This window comes from Bacteroides cellulosilyticus DSM 14838, assembly GCF_000158035.1.
GTDB lineage: Bacteria > Bacteroidota > Bacteroidia > Bacteroidales > Bacteroidaceae > Bacteroides > Bacteroides cellulosilyticus.
The window spans coordinates 178,970-197,425 of the sequence record NZ_EQ973488.1; the positions used below are offsets into that span (position 1 = coordinate 178,970).

16 protein-coding genes and 1 pseudogene are annotated in these 18,456 nt (G+C 45.8%); 9 read left to right on the top strand and 8 right to left on the bottom strand.

The window, feature by feature from the left end; genetic code table 11:
* Positions 1–60 precede the first annotated feature (60 nt).
* The gene (locus tag BACCELL_RS02110) at positions 61–1,191 is read left to right on the top strand and encodes an OmpA family protein (protein WP_007209856.1); all 1,131 of its coding nucleotides are present in this window, start codon (positions 61–63) and stop codon (positions 1,189–1,191) included.
* A 91-nt stretch (positions 1,192–1,282) separates the two neighbouring features.
* Here the strand turns inward: BACCELL_RS02110 and BACCELL_RS02115 are convergent, their stop codons facing one another.
* From BACCELL_RS02115 to BACCELL_RS02135, 5 genes are all read right to left on the bottom strand, one after another.
* Positions 1,283–1,918 carry a SagB/ThcOx family dehydrogenase gene (locus tag BACCELL_RS02115; RefSeq protein WP_007209857.1) on the bottom strand — a complete coding sequence of 212 codons (636 nt, stop codon included), beginning with the start codon at positions 1,916–1,918 and terminating at the stop codon, positions 1,283–1,285.
* A gap of 115 nt (positions 1,919–2,033) precedes the next feature.
* Positions 2,034–3,029, bottom strand: coding sequence for a flavin reductase (locus BACCELL_RS02120; protein ID WP_044153228.1), 996 nt, complete (start codon positions 3,027–3,029; stop codon positions 2,034–2,036).
* A 146-nt stretch (positions 3,030–3,175) separates the two neighbouring features.
* Positions 3,176–4,165, bottom strand: a complete 990-nt coding sequence (locus BACCELL_RS02125; RefSeq protein WP_007209859.1) for a GyrI-like domain-containing protein — start codon at positions 4,163–4,165, stop codon at positions 3,176–3,178.
* Between the two features lies 1 nt (position 4,166).
* Complete coding sequence (locus tag BACCELL_RS02130) at positions 4,167–4,685, bottom strand: hypothetical protein (protein ID WP_007209860.1); 519 nt, start codon at positions 4,683–4,685, stop codon at positions 4,167–4,169.
* 85 nt (positions 4,686–4,770) lie between these two features.
* Positions 4,771–5,706 carry a homocysteine S-methyltransferase family protein gene (locus BACCELL_RS02135; RefSeq protein WP_044153177.1) on the bottom strand — a complete coding sequence of 312 codons (936 nt, stop codon included), beginning with the start codon at positions 5,704–5,706 and terminating at the stop codon, positions 4,771–4,773.
* A gap of 199 nt (positions 5,707–5,905) precedes the next feature.
* On the opposite strand from BACCELL_RS02135, the gene BACCELL_RS02140 reads away from it, so the two are divergent.
* From BACCELL_RS02140 to BACCELL_RS02160, 5 genes are read left to right on the top strand one after another with little or no spacing between them, the layout of a single operon-like run.
* Entirely contained in the window at positions 5,906–7,234 is a 1,329-nt protein-coding gene (locus BACCELL_RS02140) for an SWIM zinc finger family protein (RefSeq protein ID WP_007209863.1), read from the top strand.
* Positions 7,221–8,699: a DUF5691 domain-containing protein gene (locus tag BACCELL_RS02145; RefSeq protein WP_007209864.1), complete on the top strand. Its 1,479-nt coding sequence runs from the start codon at positions 7,221–7,223 to the stop codon at positions 8,697–8,699. The genes BACCELL_RS02140 and BACCELL_RS02145 overlap by 14 nt, the downstream gene beginning before the upstream one ends.
* An 11-nt stretch (positions 8,700–8,710) precedes the next feature.
* Positions 8,711–9,790, top strand: coding sequence for an ATP-binding protein (locus BACCELL_RS02150; RefSeq protein ID WP_007209865.1), 1,080 nt, complete (start codon positions 8,711–8,713; stop codon positions 9,788–9,790).
* A 39-nt stretch (positions 9,791–9,829) separates the two neighbouring features.
* On the top strand, positions 9,830–12,049 hold the full coding sequence (locus BACCELL_RS02155) for a DUF5682 family protein (RefSeq protein WP_007209866.1): 2,220 nt from the start codon (positions 9,830–9,832) through the stop codon (positions 12,047–12,049).
* Positions 12,050–12,059: 10 nt separating this feature from the next.
* A complete protein-coding gene (locus BACCELL_RS02160; RefSeq protein ID WP_007209867.1) occupies positions 12,060–13,190 on the top strand; it encodes a vWA domain-containing protein in 1,131 nt (376 codons plus the stop codon).
* On the opposite strand, the gene BACCELL_RS02165 is transcribed toward BACCELL_RS02160, so the two are convergent.
* The 3 genes from BACCELL_RS02165 to BACCELL_RS02175 all read right to left on the bottom strand — a co-directional run bounded on the left by BACCELL_RS02165 (position 13,187) and on the right by BACCELL_RS02175 (position 15,837).
* Positions 13,187–14,083, bottom strand: a complete 897-nt coding sequence (locus tag BACCELL_RS02165) for a helix-turn-helix domain-containing protein (RefSeq protein ID WP_007209868.1) — start codon at positions 14,081–14,083, stop codon at positions 13,187–13,189. The genes BACCELL_RS02160 and BACCELL_RS02165 overlap by 4 nt on opposite strands.
* Positions 14,080–14,988 (bottom strand): helix-turn-helix domain-containing protein, encoded by a 909-nt coding sequence (locus tag BACCELL_RS02170; protein ID WP_022210948.1) that lies wholly within the window; start codon positions 14,986–14,988, stop codon positions 14,080–14,082. The genes BACCELL_RS02165 and BACCELL_RS02170 overlap by 4 nt, the downstream gene beginning before the upstream one ends.
* Before the next feature lie 114 nt (positions 14,989–15,102).
* Positions 15,103–15,837 (bottom strand): DUF1349 domain-containing protein, encoded by a 735-nt coding sequence (locus tag BACCELL_RS02175; RefSeq protein ID WP_007209870.1) that lies wholly within the window; start codon positions 15,835–15,837, stop codon positions 15,103–15,105.
* Positions 15,838–16,035: 198 nt separating this feature from the next.
* Here BACCELL_RS02175 and BACCELL_RS02180 point away from each other — a divergent pair, with 198 nt between their 5' ends.
* The 3 genes and pseudogenes from BACCELL_RS02180 to BACCELL_RS26755 all read left to right on the top strand — a co-directional run.
* Positions 16,036–17,076 carry a tyrosine-type recombinase/integrase gene (locus tag BACCELL_RS02180; protein ID WP_044153231.1) on the top strand — a complete coding sequence of 347 codons (1,041 nt, stop codon included), beginning with the start codon at positions 16,036–16,038 and terminating at the stop codon, positions 17,074–17,076.
* A gap of 434 nt (positions 17,077–17,510) precedes the next feature.
* Positions 17,511–17,732 (top strand): hypothetical protein, encoded by a 222-nt coding sequence (locus BACCELL_RS02185; RefSeq protein WP_007209872.1) that lies wholly within the window; start codon positions 17,511–17,513, stop codon positions 17,730–17,732.
* Positions 17,729–18,456: pseudogene (locus BACCELL_RS26755) on the top strand (hypothetical protein); the annotation flags it as partial. The gene BACCELL_RS02185 and the pseudogene BACCELL_RS26755, both read left to right, overlap by 4 nt.

The following is an 18,456-nucleotide window of genomic DNA, read 5'->3' on the forward strand; positions in this document are numbered from 1 at the left end:
AAATAAACTACTTCAGGGCATGTTATATTTTATTGTATCAACTATTAATGCATTTCAATTATGAAAAAATCAATTATTTTATCAGCATTTGTTTTAGCAGCATTGGCTGCAAATGCCCAGACTACCGTACAAGGCAGCAAATTCACAGACAATTGGTCTATAGAACTAAAAACCGGTATTATAACTCCTGTAAGCCACAGCGCTTTCTTCAAGAATGCCCGCCCGGCTTTGGGAATTGAGTTTACGAAGCAACTTACCCCCGTTTTCGGACTGGGAGTTCAAGGCATGGGATATATAAACACCTCGAACAGTAAGACAGCTTTTGATGCTTCAGACCTTAGCTTATTGGGTAAAGTCAACCTGATGAACCTGTTCGCAGGCTATACAGGTACTCCGCGCATATTCGAAGTAGAGGCCGTAGCCGGTGCGGGATGGCTGCACTACTACATGGACGGCCCTGGAGATGTGAACTCCTGGTCCAGCCGTTTCGGAATGAATTTCAACTTCAATCTCGGAGAAGCTAAAGCCTGGACGATAGGAGTCAAACCGGCATTGGTATATGATATGCAAGGCGACCACAACCGTAGCCGATTCAATGTAAACAATGCCGCCTTTGAACTAACAGCAGGTGTAGCTTACCACTTTGGTGGTAGCAACGGAAGCCATCACTTTACCTTGGCTAAACTCTATGATCCAGCCGAGATTAGCGACCTGAACAATTCTATCAATAATCTTCGCTCACAAGTGAATGAGAAGAACGGTCAGATCAATGTCGACGCACAGAAGATCAGCGCACTGCAACAAGAAGTAAACAACTTACAGAACCGGGTAATCCCTGTTGAGACGGTAGTGGAGACCAGCCGTATTCCGGAATCCATCATTACTTTCAGACAAGGTAGATCTACAGTCGATGCCTCTCAGTTGCCAAATGTGGAACGTGTGGCTTCTTACATGAAGAAATACGCAAATACAACAGTGGTGATTAAAGGCTACGCTTCACCGGAAGGTAGTGCCGAAGTCAATGCAAGAATAGCTAAAGCGCGTGCCGAAGCCGTAAAGACAATCTTGGTCAATAAGTATAAAATTAACCCGTCACGCATTACTGCCGAAGGTCAGGGAGTGGGTGACATGTTCACAGAACCAGACTGGAACCGGGTTAGTATCTGTTCTATTATTGAAGATGCCAAATAAACAAAATTAAAATCCCCCTCGCCACAGATAGTTGTAGCGAGGGGGATTTTTAGTTTATGAGAGTTCCGACACACCCTCATTTCTTATTCTATCATTTAAAGTACCCTACAGGATGATTCAACATAGGAATCTGACTATCTTTCAGTTTTAATACTTTCTTCAACTGAGTGGCATCCATCGAACCTCGCGGCACTGTAGCCAATTTAGCATTAGCACAGAATAAAGAGATATTCTGCGAAACGATACCAACATCCATAGCTCCAACCACCTGATTTTGTGGTTTCTGAGCATCGCCAAAGAGAGAAACATCACTGACCAGTACCAAAGATACCGGAGCCGCTTTTACAAAAGTCTGACCACCTGCAACAGCATCGCGATGATCTCCTTCAGAAACCAGATTTAACTGATGATTTTTCGCATCGTACACATAGCTCCCTTCGGGTAATATCACGTATACATCTACATCCTGCTTATTCAAAGCCGATGGAGCTGTCCGCTTTCCAGACTCCGGACGATTGATTCCGTTAGCAGCCCACAATAAATCTGACAAGTCAGCAAGGCTCAATGCTTTCGAAGCATATTCACGTGTAGACTGACGTTCAGACAATGCTTTCATTACCGTACCGGCACGATTCAAATTGGGTTTGGGTAACTTAACTACCTTATCAGCAGCAGAAGCAGCCACTGAAAGCACTAAACAAACTAACAATAGTTGTACTTTTCTCATAACTGTGGTATTTTAAAAGTTAAGAGGCAAATATACAAAGAACTCGCGTAAAAACGACAGAATCAGGTAAAAGAAAGTAAGTTCATTCGCATGGTCTGATCAATTAGCGTTTCGGTTATTGAATGAAGTTATTGAGGCAGTTTGCAGGGTTTAGCGGAGTCTGGTCTGATAATACGAGAGACTTGACCATGTGCAACGTTCCTTGTTTGTACTTTTGAAAATGCTCCGATGCGATATGAGATTCATAAGCCGCTTTACTCGCATAAGTTTCGAGAATGGTTATCATACCGGGATTCTCCTTTTCGCGGACAGCATACATGGTCAATACTCCCGGTTCAGTGCGCAAGGAGACTTCTCCCACTTCGGTCGCATATTTCATATATTCTTCGAGATACTCCGGCCAAACCTCGATTTTCGACAGCCGCACGATACCATCTGTCGCCATAGGCAGTTTGGCGCACATAGCGGGCTGTTTATCCAGATTCAGACATTTGCCGATTATCTCTCCTGTTGCAAGATAGGAATAAGTAGGAAACGCAAACAAAACGGGCTTTAACTGGGTATAGTCAAGTTTGCCAGTACTGTCGAGTACATCGGGAGCAGCATAGGTATTGACTACAGTGCAGATGAAGTTGTCGAAGCCATCGGTTTCGTAAATGTCCACCACATTGCATTCCATCGTCAAAGGGGATTCGTCGATGACAGGCGTACCGTTCTCCCCGATATGATAAGCGAACACATTCGACTTATCGACTGCCGCACCGCTCACGCTTCCCACATAGTCGGCTTTGGACAGTATTTCACGACTAACGAGATTGATGGAGAGTTTCTTTGATTTCCTGATTCCCTGATTGGTATAATGCTGCTTGCTCATACTAAGCAGGATACGGTCGTGACCGATAATGCCCGTATGCCCGACAACGAGCCAGTTTACTTTTCCTTCTACCTGTGCACCGACAACCGTCATCGGCTTCGGATAGAGTGCTAACAGATTTCCAATATTTTTCTTGTTTATTTCTGTTATATTGGGTTGATCGGTATTCTCTTTCACCGCCGTGCTGCATGATAGCATGACGAACAGAGTCAGAATGCTTAGGATTGTTTTCATCATCATCTATTTTTAGTGTTAAACTTCTGACTGCAAATATACTGCGATTAAATAAAAAAGGTTGTATATGATTTACAGATATTCATACCCGAATTACCGATTCTGGAATAGAACCGTATATATACGGTATACCTATAATATATGCACATTTATTTCTTAGAAACAGGAATATAGATTTCAGTCATAAGCTTGTCTTCTTCTACTTCGTCAGGTGAATTCAAATACTTTTCAAAGACCATGCTGTCTCTTATCTGATAGTCACTGTTGAACAACCAGTACCGATATATATAAGTATATACATCCGGCAATTGCCTGTATGCGCCATACATTGTAAAAACAGCATACTCTCCTCCTTCTATGGTTTGTACTCCAATAATACCGGAAGGTTCCAGATGGTCGGAATTATTAACGCAAACAAAGATCCGTTGCTGCTCCGGAGAAGTTATAATTGTAGGGACATCACGAGAAAATGTGAAGTACTCTGTTTCCCCATCCGGTATCCCCCCTTTCCTTACGTATTTTAACAACCTGTCCCATGCCTTGGTAAATGCATCTATATATTTGTACGGGTTGGCGACTTGGATATAAACCACTTCCACAGGTTCAATAACTCGAATATCCTGCCGTATATCAGAAATTCCGCATTCCTCACGCCGAACGGGAATGGTTAAATCCGTAGGCATACTCCTGTACGTGCTCGGAGATATATTAAAATACTTCTTAAAGGCCTTGGACAAGGCGAACTGGGTTTGGTATCCTACCTGCTCGGCTATTTCCGTAAGGTTCAGATTGGTAGTCTGCAATTTGAAAGCCGCCCTCTCTAATCTGACTCGCTGAACATATTCTCCGACATTCTCATTCATGACAGACTTAAAAATCCGATGGAAATGAAAATGAGAGATATTCGCAAGATTTGCCAAAGTGGTCAACTCTATTTTTTCCTGCAAATTGGATTGAATATAATCGACTACCTGATTCACAGGTTTCAGGTAACTGTAAGCAGTAGATTCTTCGGTAAATTCTCCGTTCTGATAGCAATAACTGCAATAATCCTTATTGAGACTATGATCCTTATTTGTGCCGAAATGCTGCATAGCAGCCATAGTCATTCCACAGCTTTGACATATATGCTCTTCCATCTTATACCGTTTTTCGTGTCCCCAATGCTTTAACTTCCAGACGCCAGCTTCCATCCTCTTGTCTACGTATCCGTTTCCAAACGAAAGAAGTATCCGTAATCTCCGAAAATATCCACTTCATACTTTGCTGAGTGATTTCCGTCAAAACTATTTCCTGATCCACTTTTCTGGCTTCCAATCTGATAGATTCGCCCGGTTCTCCCCAGAATATATCCCATGCCAGAGTATTGGGGTTAAAGATGCGGATAGTTGTACCATACGACGCATCCGGCTGAATATCTGTAAGTCTTTCAACTCTTGAAGGTACGATGAAAGTATCCTGAATAGCCATACCCTCCAGTACCCACGAGAAAATCCATTCTCCCTTTACACGTCTTTTTTTTGCTTCATGCAGATGATCGTTCCAATCAAGATCCCACACTCCTACCAGTTTTCCAAAGAAATTATATTCCTCCGGTATTCGATCATTCTTATGATCACAAACTAATGCTCCAACAAAGTCTTCCATGATTCTTTTCATATTTATTGTTTATGGAGCAAATGTAGGCATATCCGATAAGAATGAACTTATCCAAACTTGCGATTTTCGGAAAAGACTGAAAGCATCAGGACAATGCTCCGCAAGATATAGACTTAGCGATTTCTCCCATATGTGTATCATCCGTTCCGCAACAGCCGCCAAATATCCTAAAATCATATTCTGATTTCAATTTCATCATACCTTCAGCCAAGTCGGCAGGAGAAGAAGATTGCAAATCAGCGGAACCGTCCAGTTCACTATAAGACAATGCGGAAGTATTGGCCTGAATACCGATGAACCGTGTTCGGACAGCCTCGGTCTGGTTGAAGTTGTGCGCAAGAGCTTCATAGACGATGCAGGGATGTACACAGTTTGTCATATAGCACACCGGTTTGCGAGATACATTATCATCGATAAAGCGGATAGCATAGTCGATGGTATGCCCATCAATAAGTTTCCCGTCTTTTTGGATGGTAAAACTAATGATATAGGGGATTCCGGTATCGGACATAGCCCTCGCCATACCCATTGCCTCAGCCAACACAGGCATAATTCCTGCATACAGGAAATCTGCTTTCGCAAGTTTAAATAGTTGCGCCTGCCAATGATGAAAGTCGTGAGCTTCCTCAATGTTTAGAGCACCGGCGCCTGTATAAGCATCTCCTTTACACCCCATCAGACCGCCAATATACATTTCAATATTTGATGTCTCCTTTATCTTACGGAGGAACCTGACATTATCCTCAATAATAGCCTCATCATACCCGGCCTGAATAACTTGCTGCTTATTGGCCCGTCTGGTTGGAGTAGTAGCCAAGAACGGTAGATTGTATTTTTCAGCAATACCCATGTAGCCCCGCCAAAGAGTATCCAATGCCAGCCGCCCCTGTTGACTATAAATCAAATCAGCCATAGCTACACTGCCATTGATGGTGAGACCATACTCACGCTTCAATCGTTCTCCCAATGCCCCCTCCATCAGAACTGAAGAATGAGAGGCTATGCAAGTTTCAAAATCCATACAAGTCGGTTTTATATATTACTCGCAGGTATGTGATGCCTGTTGCCGCAAAGTTACAGAATCTTTCCCGGCTTTAAGAATACGGATCAAATGATTTCCGGTAAAAACAGAAAACTCTTCTCTTCGAAAAATCTGAAAAACAGAAAAAAAGCATTATACTTGCAATCTAAAAACACACTAATAGCTGACTAAGATTATCATGTTATTAAATCTAACAGAAGAACAAATCATACAATTAGCCCCGGATGCAGCCTCCGTAAAAGCCGGAAAAGGGTTGGCGACAAGAGCCAAGTGGGTGTTGCTGGAACACAGTGACCGTGCTATCTGGGGGCATTGCCAAGGAAGTGGGAAAACTCCATACCAGACCGTAATCGATACAAAAAACGTAGCATTCAAATGTTCCTGTCCCAGCCGGAAGTTTCCATGCAAACATGGATTGGGACTCTTATTTTTATATGCCGCACAGGCTGAGCAGTTCAAAGAAGCGAACGAACCGGAATGGGTGACTTCCTGGCTTTCCAAGCGGGAAGAAAAAGCCGAAAAGAAGGAACAGAAAGCCAAAAGCGACACGCCTGTAGATGAAGCAGCACAAGCCAAACGTCAGGCTATGCGCCACCAAAAGGTGCTGAACGGTATTGATGAACTGGAGATTTGGCTGAAAGACCTGCTACGCAACGGATTAATCAATATACCGGAACGGGCTTATACTCTTTTCGACGGTATTGCCCGCCGTATGGTCGACGCCCAGGCTCCCGGACTTGCCAATCGGTTGAAAGTCATTCAGGAAATAAACTTCTACGAGGAAAGTTGGAAATACAAGTTAACCGACCAACTCGGAAAACTCTACCTCCTGATGAAGAGTTACCGGAACCTGGACCTGCAACCGGAAGAGTGGCAACAGGAAATCCGCACACAGATAGGTTATCCGCAAGCAAAAGAGGATGTGCTGGCGGGTGAAACAATTACCGACCAGTGGCTGGTACTCCATAAGAGAAGTCAGAAGATAAACGAGCTGAATAATGATATTTACTGGCTATACGGATGCCAGAGCAATCGTTTCGCCATCTATCTCAGTTTCACAGCTCCCGGAACCTTGGCGGAATTCAATCTTGTTCCCGGCAGTACCTACGACGGAAAACTCTGTTATTATAAAGGAGTAGGCAGTCTTCGCGCCTTGTTCAAAGAATGTGAATTATCCGAAGAAACAATTACCCCGTATTTCTGTGCGAATCTGCAAGAAGCAACCGCCCGATACAGGGAAGCCCTGCAACAGAACCCATTTGCCGAAAATGTACCCGTATTAGTAGAAAATCTGCGACTGGCTGTTCAAGGGAAACAACTCTGTGTTCAGGATGCAAACAATGAACTGATGCCTGTGCAGATGCAAGACATCACCCGAACAGACATCCTGTCCGTCACGGGTGGAAAGCCGTTTGCCGCCTTCTTTCTGGCAGACGCCAATTGCTGGGAGCTAAATTCAATGTGGTATCAATCTGACTATTATATTTGGAGAGATGAACGTAACTGAACCAATCATTAATGCAGCCTTATTGGGAACCGCTGCCAAAGAATTCATTCCAAACGGTTTACCGGAAACTCTGGAAGAAAACTTCCGACTGCTGCAAGAAAAGAGCGAAGATGCGGAAGACGCTTTCTATCAGTTTTCAGCCCTGACTTTCGCCTACAGCCGTGCCGGAATGGAACCGTTACCTGCCGGAGAAGCTATCGCCATGAATGAAGCTCCGGATGACAGTCTGCCCTATTTCGACCGGAATATCGGCGACCTGCTGATTCAGATAGTCAATGGACAGAACCGGCATCTTTTATTATATGCCTACCGGAAAGCTGCCCGGTGCAACAAGCTTATTCCGCCATTCTATCTGCGGACGCTAATCTCACATGCCTACGACCGCAATAATCCCGATAAGCACGAAGAGCAAGCACTGCTTTCTTGCTTAACAGGTAATCGTGGACGCTGGCTGCTTACCCACATGGAATTACCGGACTGGGGAGATACCGGAAACGAGACTTGGGAAACAGCCTCGCATGAAGAACGGAAACGGATGCTGCAACGCCTGAGAAAAGAGAACCCCGGACAGGGACTTGCCTTGCTGCAAACCGAACTAAAAAATGAATCTGCCGCCCACCGCGACGAATTGATACAATGCCTACGCACCAATCTGAGTAAAGCGGATGAAAACTTCCTGCAAGAGATTGCCACTACCGACCGAAGCAGTAATGTAAAAGAAACCGCCCGTCGCCTGTTATGCAGTCTGCCCGACTCGGAACTGGTAAAAACATACTGTGACCTGCTGCGTGGAAAACTTCATTATAAGATGTTACTGGGCTGGTCATACGATAAAATCACCTTTACACCTGAGATGAAGAAATTGGGTTTGGAAGAGGTCAGTTCCAACAAGAAAGAAAAAGATGAAGAGTTTCTGCTCCGCCAACTCGCCGAACGTGTACCGCTCAGTTTCTGGGTAGAGTTCTACGACTGTTCACCGGAGAAAGCCGCCGCAAAACTGGCAAAGAAGCCACCATTCGGTTCCTACTTCAACTTATGCCAGCCGATAGAAAACTTCGGTGACAATCTGTGGGCGTATCAAACCCTGAAAGAAGATGCAAATGAAGCCTACGCCTCTTCGCTGATGGGATTACTGACACCGGAGCAACGGGAGGAAATCAACTTCCAAACAGACAGCAAGAGCAATTATATTCCCGAACCCTGGTATAATGCGGACGGGACGCAATGGGGAATAAAATTCTCCACACGAACTTTACAAAGATTGTTCCATAGCAATTATTACTATTATCCGAAAGAGATGGCAGAACGCCTGTCGCTATACTTTCCTCCGGAGATGTTGCCCAAAGTGGAACAACAGGCAGTGGCATACGATGCCGACCATGCCATTGCCAAATTCTGCCGACTGACAGCGGAGTATATGAGAATGAAAGAAAAAATAAACAGCTTGTTTAATGACAATAAATAATACAAAACAATATGAGTACTTTACTTAGACAACATGCCGAACAGCAATTCGCAGAAGAGCTGCACGAACTGAAAAAGAATGAAACAAACTCTGTTCCCGAAAATTGGGAAATGTCTCCGCAATCGGTAGTCACCTACCTGATGGGTGGCAAACTGAAGAACGGATTTGAAGTTTCACCTAAATATATAGGTAACCGCCGTCTGATGGAGATAGCAGTAGCTACCCTGGTAACAGACCGCGCATTGCTGCTATACGGACTTCCCGGTACGGCGAAAAGCTGGGTGAGCGAGCATATTGCTGCTGCCATTTCCGGCAACTCCACACTGATAGTGCAAGGTACTGCCGGAACAGGAGAAGAAGCCATCCGCTACGGTTGGAACTATGCCCGACTGCTGGCAGAAGGACCCAGTGAAGGCGCACTGGTGCAAACCCCAATAATGAAGGCCATGCAAGAAGGCAAGATAGGACGTATCGAGGAGTTGACACGTATCGGCTCTGACGTGCAGGATACTCTGATCACAATTCTTTCGGAGAAAACACTTCCGATTCCGGAGTTGAATAAAGAAGTACAGGCGATACGCGGTTTCAATATCATTGCAACAGCAAACAACCGCGACAAAGGAGTCAATGATCTGTCGAGCGCCTTGAAACGCCGTTTCAATACCGTTATTCTCCCTTTACCGGATACGATTGACGAAGAGATAGACATTGTACGCCGCCGCGTGGAAAGCTTTGAAAAGGTGATGCAACTTCCGGCAGAGAAACCGGCACTTGAAGAAATCCGTCGTGTAGTAACCATTTTCCGTGAGCTGCGGCAGGGAGCTACCAATGATGGAAAGACGAAGTTGAAAGCACCCAGTGGTACATTAAGTACGGCCGAGGCTATCTCGGTGGTAAATAACGGCCTGGCCATGGCAGGTTATTTCGGAGACGGACAGATACATGCCGAAGACCTTGTTTCGGGCATTCTCGGAGCAGTGGTGAAAGATCCGGTACAGGATAAAGTGGTATGGCAGGAATACATGGAGACGGTAGTGAAGAACCGCGACGGATGGAAAGATATCTACCGTGCATCAAGGGATATGATCTGATACCTCCCACTCCATCATACGAACTAAAAGATTAAAAGAATGGCAATTCACTTATTAGGAATAAGGCATCACGGTCCCGGTTCATGCCGGAACGTACTGGAATACCTGCAAGAGCTTCAGCCCGATCTCATCTTGCTGGAAGGTCCGGCAGAAGCCGAGACTCTGCTTCCATGCGTGCTGAATGAGCAGATGGAACCACCCGTCGCCTTACTCGCCTATCAACCCGACCAGCCACAAAATGCGGTGTTCTATCCATTTGCCGAATTCTCTCCGGAATGGCAGACGATAGTTTACGCCCTGCGGAACGAAGTACCGTTACGCTTCTTCGATTTACCACTGGTACATTCGATGGCGCAAAATCAGGAGCCTCATAATACAACCGAAGAGCAACAGGAGGAGATTATCCCCACCGTATACAGAGATCCTTTTGACTATCTGGCAGAAGCGGCCGGATATGCAGACGGGGAGTCATGGTGGGAAACTACCATTGAGCACCGCAAAGACAGTGCCGATGTATTTCAGGCTGTGAAAGAAGCCGTAACCGCATTGCGGGAGGAACTTCCCGAACATACCTCTCCCCGTGACCAGCTCCGCGAAGCCTGGATGCGTAAGATGATCCGCACGGCACAGAAAGAAAACTTCGAACGCATCGCCGTGGTCTGTGGTGCCTGGCATGTGCCCGCCCTCGAAAATATGCCTAAAGTAAAAGAGGATAACGAACTGCTGAAAGGACTGCCCAAAATAAAAATAGAATGTACCTGGATTCCCTGGACATACGACCGGCTTGCTTTCCGCAGCGGATACGGAGCCGGCATAGAATCTCCGGGTTGGTATCATTATCTTTGGCATCATCCGCAGGACGACGGTAAACTCTGGATCAGTCAGGCTGCTTCCCTTTTCCGCAAGAAGAATATGGATATCTCCGTAGCCCACGTCATCGAAACTGTGCGTCTGGCACAGGTGACGGCTGCTTTACGTAATCTCCCAGCCCCTTCACTGGCTGAGTTTAATGAAGCCATCACCACCGTCATGGGCTTTGGCGACGATATCCTTTTACAGATCATCAAGGAAGAACTTATCATCAGTAACCGTCTGGGGCGTGTTCCCGATGATGTACCCAAAGTTCCCTTGCTGGTAGATGTGGAAAAGACTCAAAAACGGCTGCGTGTTCCATTTACAGCCGAAATCAAAGAGCTGACTCTCGACCTTCGTAAACCGAATGATCTGGATAGAAGTATCTTCTTCCATCGCCTGCACCTGCTCGACATAGATTGGGCAATTCCGGGCGGTACTGACGGTAAAGGTACTTTCAAAGAAAAATGGACACTCTACCACAAGCCGGAACAGATTATAAGTATCATCGAAAAGGCTATCTGGGGAAATACACTGGAAGAAGCAACGCAGAAGTTTCTGCTCAAACAGACGAAAGAGATACGGCATATTCCGGAACTCACCCGGCTGCTCGACCGGGTAATCCCTGCCAATCTACCGGACTTAGTGGAGGCCATGACGATGCAACTCGACCGCCTCTCGGCCGCCTCCACTGATATTATCGAGATGATGGAGGCAGTACCCGATCTGGTAAATATCGTCCGCTACGGCAATGTCCGCAATCTGGATTTCTCAAAGGTAGGCGATATGCTCCAAGCTATGATTGCCCGTATCCTTGCAGGTGGAGTACTTGTTTGTATCAATATAGATGAGGAGGCTGCTACGGACATACTCAACAAACTGGTGTCTACGGATTACGCAGTTTCCACTCTCAATGATCCGGAACTGAATAGGATGTGGCTGGAATTCATCCGCCAGGTGCGTACATCCGTTAATGTACATCCGCTGTTGTCCGGCTATGCCACACGGCTGCTGAACGACAAGGGAGACATTTCAGCCGAAGAAGCGCAGAATACCCTTAGTTATTATTCTTCCATCGGTAATGCTCCGGCAGATATGGCCTACTGGTTCGAAGGTTTCCTCCGTTCTTCCGGTTCCATTCTGCTGCTGGATGATAATTTGTGGAACCTGGTAAATAACTGGGTATGTTCGCAGGAAAAAGAAACCTTCATGGAACTGCTTCCCATACTGAAACGCACGTTCAGCGAGTTCAGTCCCGCAGAACGCCGGAAGTTGGGTGAGAAAGCCAAGGCGGGCGGTGCAGGCGGCATACAGACTGCAACAGCCTCAGCAACTTCACACAATGAAGAGGAAGCTGTGAGAGTGATTCCCTTGATTCACCGGTTATTAGGAATTGAAACGAAGTAAAGAGAAAACAATGGAAGAAGAATATCTGAAAAGGTGGCGCCTGATACTGGGTGGAAACGAAGCCGACGGAACAGGTATCACACTGACACCGGAAGAGCAACGCATCGACCAGTCATTAGAAGCCGTATATGACAGCGACCGCCGCGGAGGACTCGGATCATCCGCCCCAAAGGTAAGCCGCTGGCTGGGAGATATCCGTGAGTTCTTTCCGCAGACTGTGGTACAGGTCATTCAGCGCGATGCCATCAAACGACTGAATATCACCTCACTATTGACGGAAAAGGAAATGCTTGAAACGGTAGTTCCGGATGTGCATCTTGTAGCTACACTGATGTCACTCAGTCGGGTTATTCCTGAAAAGAATAAGGAAATGGCACGGCAGGTAGTCCGCAAAGTGGTGGACGAACTGCTACGCAAGCTCTCCGCCCCTACCCAACAGGCTGTGACGGGAGCGCTCAACCGTTCTGCACGGCGGAGAAATCCACGTTATAATGAGATAGACTGGAAGACCACCATCACCAAGAATTTGAAAAACTACCAACCGGAATACAAGACTATCATCCCGGAAGTCCGTATCGGTTACGGCAGAAAACGGAAAGCAATGAAAGACATCATCCTCTGTCTGGACCAGAGCGGTTCAATGGGGACATCCGTCATTTACTCCGGAATCTTCGGGTCTGTACTGGCTTCCATTCCGGCAGTGAACACGCGGATGGTGGTATTTGATACGGCTGTGGTAGACCTTACCGATGACTTGCAAGATCCGGTAGACTTACTCTTCGGTGTACAGTTGGGTGGCGGTACGGATATCGCCCGCGCCCTGACCTATTGCCAGGGAGTAATCACCCGTCCGCAAGATACGGTGCTGGTACTGGTGACCGACTTGTATGAAGGGGGCGATCCGAGAGAAATGCGAAAGAAGTTCGTATCACTGGTGAACAGTGGCGTGCAACTTATCGTACTGCCCGCCCTGAATGATGACGGTGCCCCTTCTTATGACAAAAATCATGCAGAATTTCTGGCAAATATCGGTGTGCCTACCTTTGCTTGTACGTCCGATAAGTTCCCCGACCTGATGGCGGCAGCACTCAGTAAGCAGGATATAGGAATGTGGGTATCGCAGAATGTCAAGAACACTTAGTTTTGTGACAATCTATATTCGCAGGGAGATACCCCTACCAGTTTTCTAAACAGGTTGCTGAAATATTGTACGCTTGGATAGCCCAATTTTTCAGCAACCGAACTTACCGTATCACCTTTGCCTAATAGCATCTCCTTAGCGACTTTCAGCCTTTTCAACTGGAAGTATTCATCCAGATTCTTCCCCGTTTCAAACTTCAATAAATCGCTGAAATAACGGGGAGATAAATGAAGTATATCTGCGCAGTATTTTGTAGAGGGTAGTACACCGTTTTTCAATTGTCCGGACTGGATATAGTCATCCAACGCAATATCCATCTTGTTTAATATCGCCTTATTGACTTCATTCCGAGTGATAAACTGACGGTCATAGAAACGGGAACAATAATCCAACAGGAGTTCTATATATCTTGAAATCAAGGTCTTGCTATGACAGTCTATTGCATGTTGCAGTTCCTTCTCAATATTGTACATACATTCAATTGCTTTATCCTTTTCGCGCAAGGAAAGGTGCAACGCTTCATTCAGATGATAAGAAAAGAAAGAGTAATTCTTAATGTTCCGCCCTAATGAAGTGCTGCAAAGCAAGTCGGGATGAAAAGCCAACAACCAGCCCTTTCGGGGAAATGCCTTTCCTTCGTTGATATTGATGGATTGTCCCGGAGTCAGGAAAATCATTGTTGCATTGGAATAGTCGTAATACTTACGCCCGTAGATGAAATCTTCACATTCGCATTCCAACAGTAAGATGGTGTAGAAATCGAACTTGATAGTACGCTGCATCACATTGGCTTTAGATAAGTCAATGGCGCTCACCAACGGATGTAAGGTCTTATTTCCCAAACAGCAATTGCACTGGTGTACGGTCTCTATGTTCAATATATCCTTTTTCAAAACTGTACATTTTGCAGTCTATATTCATTGGGCGTACAGCCGACACGTTTTTTGAACAGACGGCTGAGGTGTTGCGGATATTGAAATCCCAAGGTGTAAGCAATTTCACTGATTGTCTCGTCCGTTTCAACGATATGTTCTTTAGCCAGTTCGATCACTTTCATCTGAATATGCTCCTGAGGCGTCATACCTGTTTCTTTCTTAATCATGTCACCGAAATAATTGGGCGAGAGATAGATTTTATCCGCAAAGTATTTCACGGACGGCAAGCCATCCTGCACAGGAAGATTACTTCTGAAATATTCATCCAGAAGTTGCTCAAACTTGGTAAGAGAGTCTTTATTGACGCCGCTCCGGGTGATGAACTGGCGTTCATAGAACCGCATACAGTAATTGAGCAGAAGCTCGATATTCATAGCAATCAATGCTTTACTATGCTTATCGATAGGATGCTCCAACTCAATACTGATCTTTTTCAGGCAATCCATCACAGTCTCTTTTTCCTGATCGGACAGGTGCAAAGCCTCGCTTACTGAATAAGAGAAGAAAGTATAATCTTTTATTGTCTTTCCGAGGGAGGTTCCGCGAATCAGGTCGGGATGAAAGAGGATACCGTACACTTCTTGCTGCACTACATCATTCAGCATCTCTACTCCGGCAGTCTGGCCGGGAGCAAAGCAAACGATGGTTCCTTCCTGATAGTCATAATGCTGGCGACCATACTTGATATCACAGTTCTTAGCTCCTTTCAGAAAGAGTGCATAAAGGCCATAAGTCATTTGGATATGATTGACCGATTTGGTTGCTTTGGTAAGATCCACCACACTCACCAGAGGATGCAGGGTTTCCAATCCGTAGAGACTGTTATAGTGATCTACATTATCTAATTTTATAACTCTATCCATATTCATAAGTATTTGAACTGCAACAAAGATAGAAATTATTTCAATTGAGAAATCAGGTATCTGTAATTGGGGTTATCATATCCGTAATAAGGGTACAAATTTCGGGATACAGCTTCAAAACAAAGACAACATTCGCATATCATCCAAAGCTTTCGGCTGATATTTTATCTCACTGAATACTCCCGTAAAGCCGTCACCACGAGAACCGTGTGCCGCGAAACCTACTTTAATCTTCCCCTTCGTCTCAAGATTGAAATTCCTGACCATCAACCAGTTTTTATTGTCAGAGGAGTAGAAGAATGAATATTCCGACCCCCTCTTCACTACTGCCATATATGCGTAATCGCCTGCCGGCATGGAGTTGCAGTCATCAGAGAAAGTACGGGTGACAACGGAAACAATTGTCGGCTGAAGATGAACCGAGTTCTCATAACAGAACTTCGCCCAGACATCATCATCCTGATAAATGACAAGGGCAGCTACATCATAGACCGACTTCAATTTGCCTGTAACCCGTGCACTCATTGTAAAATCAGCTTCCGGCTCAAACAGGATAAGCGGAGCGTTTGCAACCTTCGACTTCCCGGAAGGGCTGTTGAAAAGATTCGTCTTTCCTGCCGCAGTTATGCTGATCCGGTCTTTTTCTATTTCGTAATCAACAGGGTGGTTGTGGATAATCAGATTGTGCGGAATAGTGGAAATACGCTTATTTATATCTGTCACCTGAAAGGATTTAGGCGTGTTATGCCAGGAAAGAAGAAAAGGAATAGAGCTCAACTTGAACTGATTCTGCGCCGATGCAGGGATAGCTAACAGGAAAAATAAAACGAGATAGCTAAGTTTTTTCATAAATATATTGTATTAGTTTCGGACAAAAATAGACACATCCATCGGCTTTCTTCGTAAGAGTATACTAATTAAACGGAAAAGAAACTAAAACATCATTTACGATGCCTATTGGCGAACAGCAGGAACAGGTTATTCTTTATTCTCATAAACATTGCTGAACTTGTGCCTGTTTTGGTGAAGATTAATTTTAGTACCGTTATGGAAGATAAAGAAAAGAAAAATGTAGTGTCAGCAGGTGATAACCTGACTGACTACATGGAGACGGTAATTGCCGACCTGGAAAAAGAAGGGAAATTTCCGGCAGCACATGTTTACCGGAGCGTACTGCGCTCTTTTACCCGTTTTTGGAATACCCCTGTATCGATGCGAAGTGATCCGACATCAGTGCCGAACGTCCTTGCACCGATACAGGATGTCTTTACACCGGAGCGACTGAAGGAGTATGAGACATGGCTAACGGAATGTGAATGCAGTCCGAACACTATTTCCACTTACATGCGCACGCTTCAGGCAGTTTATAACCGTTGGATGCCACCCGGCATGGTAAACTACAATCCGATATTGTTCAAGGAATTGTATACCAAAGTAGAGTCGCGCACCAAGCGGGCACTAACAGCGGGGCAGATGCGACAGTTAGAAACTACAGAATTCTGTGCGTTGTCGCTACCGCAACAGCGTGTACTTGCTTGCTTCATGCTGATGTTCATGCTTCGCGGTATGCCTTTCATCGACCTGGCACATTTGCGGAAACAGAACTTGCAAGGCAGGCGTATCGTCTACCGGCGTCACAAGACAGGTAAATTGATGGTGGTGGACGTGCCGCCGGACGCATTCCGGTTGCTACAGAAGTACAGAAACAGGGCTGAATCGGAGTATTTGTTCCCGATACTGAATGAAGCATCTCCGGGTAAAGAACGGTATCATCTTTATCAGGATACACTGCGCCGCTTCAACCGGGAACTGGCACGGTTGATGAAGAAACTCCTGCCCGGCGTTTCCGTGAGTTCGTACACGGCACGGCATACCTGGGCGACGCTGGCTTATCATAGCGGAACACCTCTTGGACTTATCAGCCAGTCGTTGGGACATTCGTCCATACGGGTGACAATGAGCTATCTGAAGCCCTTCGATGCGGAGGTGATAGATAAAGTAAACAGACAGGTGATCGCTTTAGTGAAAGGAAGCAAAAAGAAGAAAGCAGATAGCATCAATATGCTGTACGGCACTTTATTGAGATGATATTACTTGCATAGTAACGGCAGACAACGTGTGCAAAGGTGCATACTTTTTGACAAGTATGCAAACTAATGCTAATAAAACAACCGTTTAATCTTATATTTTACTATCTGGACTCCTCTTTACTATTCTAATAGATATACGAAATACAATTCCGCTTCCAACCCCTGAAAACGGATGCACAATTTGTGCGCCTTATTGCCAAGACAACTTCAATATATATGTTCATTCTCTGGTTTAGTGCCGTCCAAAAACGCTTTTTCAACCTGCACCGCTATAGTTGTCTGCCGTTACTATGCAAGTAACCCCACACAATCACATGTACAAAGCGACTGATGCCGAAACGACTGTAGCCGCACATGCGTTTCTTAATGAATAAACCGGCGGGATATACGACAAATCCCTCTATTATTAACCCCAATGAATAAAGTACGATTATGAAACGAACCAAACAGAAGTACGTACCGCCCCGTATAGAGGTGATGCAAATGGAGAACGAAGGCGTGATAGCTGGAAGCGGCAACCTGCCCGGAGTAAATGACGGTAACAGCGCATTCAACACCGGCTCCTACAGAAGCAGCAGCCGTGGCGGTTGCAACAGCGCAAGCAGCAGCGACCTGGAAGATCTTATTAACGACATTCTAACCATAGAACAATGAAAGCGATGAAATACATAAGCGCGGCCTTACTGACCGTACTGGTAGTCGTGGTCGCAGGATGCTCTGCCGACCGGGAACTTCCCAAACTCACCGGCAACACCGCCGCCGACACCCCCAAGAACTCCCAAACCCTTGTCCTGACCGTGGGAACTCCTACCGATGAAAGCACGCAAACCCGCGTAGCATACGATGACGCCGACCTGAAACTGACCTGGCAAGCCGAAGACCAACTGACCGTGGCAGGCTTCGATGCCGACGATACCTACAAAGGATGCAGCACAGACTTCACCTATCAAGGCGAGGAGAACAAAACCTCCGGCCCCTTCGAAGGAACAGCGGTGAGCGGTGCCACAACGTACACCCTCTATTATCCCAACACCGTACAAGTGAACCAAAGCACGGGTGACGCCTCCCTCTCCATGGAAGGGCAGACCTACACCCCGGACGATCCCACCGCCAACCTGAAGAATTATATATTACTGAAAAGCACAAGCAAAATATCCCCCGACGTCGATTTTACTCTGGAGATGGCGAGCAGCATCATGAAGTTCGATCTTAGCAACATCCCCGCCGAAGTGGGCAAGCTGACGAAACTAATATGGACGCTGGAAAACAACGTCGGCAACAGACAAAACCTGATGCTGGACTTCCCTGCCGGTGCGGTGACATTCGGCACCGGTGGCGGTAACACCTTGACAGCCTACCTTGGCTTCATGCCCTCAGG

Coding starts and splice junctions, on each gene's coding strand:
- BACCELL_RS02110 (WP_007209856.1), top strand. CDS start 61: ATGAAAAAATCAATTATTTTATCAGCATTTGTTTTAGCAGCATTGGCT.
- BACCELL_RS02115 (WP_007209857.1), bottom strand. CDS start 1,918: ATGAGAAAAGTACAACTATTGTTAGTTTGTTTAGTGCTTTCAGTGGCT.
- BACCELL_RS02120 (WP_044153228.1), bottom strand. CDS start 3,029: ATGATGAAAACAATCCTAAGCATTCTGACTCTGTTCGTCATGCTATCA.
- BACCELL_RS02125 (WP_007209859.1), bottom strand. CDS start 4,165: ATGGAAGAGCATATATGTCAAAGCTGTGGAATGACTATGGCTGCTATG.
- BACCELL_RS02130 (WP_007209860.1), bottom strand. CDS start 4,685: ATGAAAAGAATCATGGAAGACTTTGTTGGAGCATTAGTTTGTGATCAT.
- BACCELL_RS02135 (WP_044153177.1), bottom strand. CDS start 5,706: ATGGATTTTGAAACTTGCATAGCCTCTCATTCTTCAGTTCTGATGGAG.
- BACCELL_RS02140 (WP_007209863.1), top strand. CDS start 5,906: ATGTTATTAAATCTAACAGAAGAACAAATCATACAATTAGCCCCGGAT.
- BACCELL_RS02145 (WP_007209864.1), top strand. CDS start 7,221: ATGAACGTAACTGAACCAATCATTAATGCAGCCTTATTGGGAACCGCT.
- BACCELL_RS02150 (WP_007209865.1), top strand. CDS start 8,711: ATGAGTACTTTACTTAGACAACATGCCGAACAGCAATTCGCAGAAGAG.
- BACCELL_RS02155 (WP_007209866.1), top strand. CDS start 9,830: ATGGCAATTCACTTATTAGGAATAAGGCATCACGGTCCCGGTTCATGC.
- BACCELL_RS02160 (WP_007209867.1), top strand. CDS start 12,060: ATGGAAGAAGAATATCTGAAAAGGTGGCGCCTGATACTGGGTGGAAAC.
- BACCELL_RS02170 (WP_022210948.1), bottom strand. CDS start 14,988: ATGGATAGAGTTATAAAATTAGATAATGTAGATCACTATAACAGTCTC.
- BACCELL_RS02175 (WP_007209870.1), bottom strand. CDS start 15,837: ATGAAAAAACTTAGCTATCTCGTTTTATTTTTCCTGTTAGCTATCCCT.
- BACCELL_RS02180 (WP_044153231.1), top strand. CDS start 16,036: ATGGAAGATAAAGAAAAGAAAAATGTAGTGTCAGCAGGTGATAACCTG.
- BACCELL_RS02185 (WP_007209872.1), top strand. CDS start 17,511: ATGAAACGAACCAAACAGAAGTACGTACCGCCCCGTATAGAGGTGATG.